Source organism: Dolosicoccus paucivorans (assembly GCF_900100125.1).
Taxonomy (GTDB): Bacteria; Bacillota; Bacilli; order Lactobacillales; family Aerococcaceae; genus Dolosicoccus; species Dolosicoccus paucivorans.
Genome location: NZ_FNEL01000092.1, coordinates 1 through 1,773 on the forward strand (window position 1 = coordinate 1; position 1,773 = coordinate 1,773).

Annotated in this window: 1 protein-coding gene; it reads right to left on the bottom strand. The window is 40.2% G+C overall.

Translation table 11 applies throughout. The features are described from left to right. A partial coding sequence (locus BLR79_RS08660) for a collagen-flanked surface repeat-containing protein (RefSeq protein WP_456151365.1) occupies window positions 1-1,773 on the bottom strand: 1,773 nt, incomplete at both ends.

Consider the following 1,773-nt stretch of genomic DNA (forward strand, 5'->3'; position numbering starts at 1 on the left):
GGTGTCTCAGGTTCCTCTGGTGTTTCCGGTGTCTCAGGTTCCTCTGGTGTTTCCGGTGTCTCCGGTTCCTCTGGTGTCTCTGGTTCTTCCGGTGTGCTTGGTTTATTTGGTTTATCCTCTGTAGGACAATCTGGGCAAATATTGCATTCTAGACAATCTTTTCCATTTTCACCATCTAATCCGTCTTTTCCGTCTTTTCCGTCTTTTCCGTCTTTACCGTCTCTTCCATCTTGACCATCTTTTCCATTAAAGACAACACCGCGATCAATTATTGTTTTCGTTTCTTTGTCACGGAAAATAATTTCTTGTCCAATTACTTCACTGTTTGCATTTAATAATGGACTTATTTGAACATCAATTGATTGGCCGTCTTTACCATTCAATACTATTCCTCGATCTAATTCCGTTCCCGTTGTTTTATCACGGAAAATAATTTCTTGACCGATAATACGTCCTTCAGTGTCAATAACTGGGCGAACTTGGACATCAACTGATTGACCGTCTTTTCCATCTTGACCATCTTTGCCGTCTTTAACCACCGTAGTAGTAACACTACCATCTGGATTAACTATCGTGATTGTATGCGTTCCATCACCATTATTTTTTAAATCAACCGTAGGTGCTTTACCATCTTTCCCATTTTCAATAGTCGTAGTGGTCTTGCTTCCGTTTGGATTCGTCACAATAATCGTGTGAGTACCATCACCGTTATCCACAGTATCAATCGTTGGTGATTTGCCATCTTTACCATGATAAATAATAGATTTATCAATCACTTCGTTATCATCATTAGTAAAGATTAACTCCTCACCAATAATATTACCTGATGCATCTGTAACAGGTCGAGTCTCAACATTCACAGAACGACCATCTTTTCCATCTTGACCATCTTGACCATCTTTGCCATCACGACCGTGATAGATTGTCTTCGTCACTGATGTTCCGTCTGGTTGAGTTACACGGATATTTACACCCAATTCATTACCATCTCTATCTTTAATCGAGTCAACTTCAATGCGATCAGACTGACCATCTTGGCCATTCGCAACAAAGTCTCTGTCTAATTCCTTACCAGTTGCTCGATCTCGAATGATGACCCAGATACCATCTTGACCTTTAAATGTCCCTGGCTCTGTGGTTGCTGTAACGGATTGACCATCTTGTCCATGCTTCACTAAATGTGTGTGTGTCGTACCATCTGGATTGTTAATGGTTACCTCTACACCTTCAGTTGTTTCTCTTGAAGATATAGTTGCTGATTTTCCATCTTCTCCATCAGCTATAAACTCACGGTCAATTTCTTGTAATGTATCGCGATCTCGAACTACAACCCACGCTCCAGATTTTCCATCATGATCGCCACGTTCAGTTGTTACAAGAACAGATTGGCCATCTTTTCCATCTTGACCGTTCTTAATAATACGTTCTTCTATACGTCCATCTGGATGTGTAATAGTTAATTTATATCCTATTTCCTTTCCGTTTGGATCTAATAGTGGAGTGGTTTCAATATCTGCAGACTTACCATCTTGGCCATCTTGACCATCTTTACCATTTTTAACGAAATCTCTTCGAATTTCTTCTCCAGTCTTATCATCTTTGGTAATAATCCATACACCATCTTGACCTTCAAAGTTACCCGGTGTGGTAGTTATGGAAATAGAGCTTCCATCTTTACCGTCCTGACCATCTTTACCGTCCTGACCATCTTTACCATCTCTAACAAAGATTTCTTCTTTTTCACCTGTCTCAGGGTTAGTAATGACGATTGTA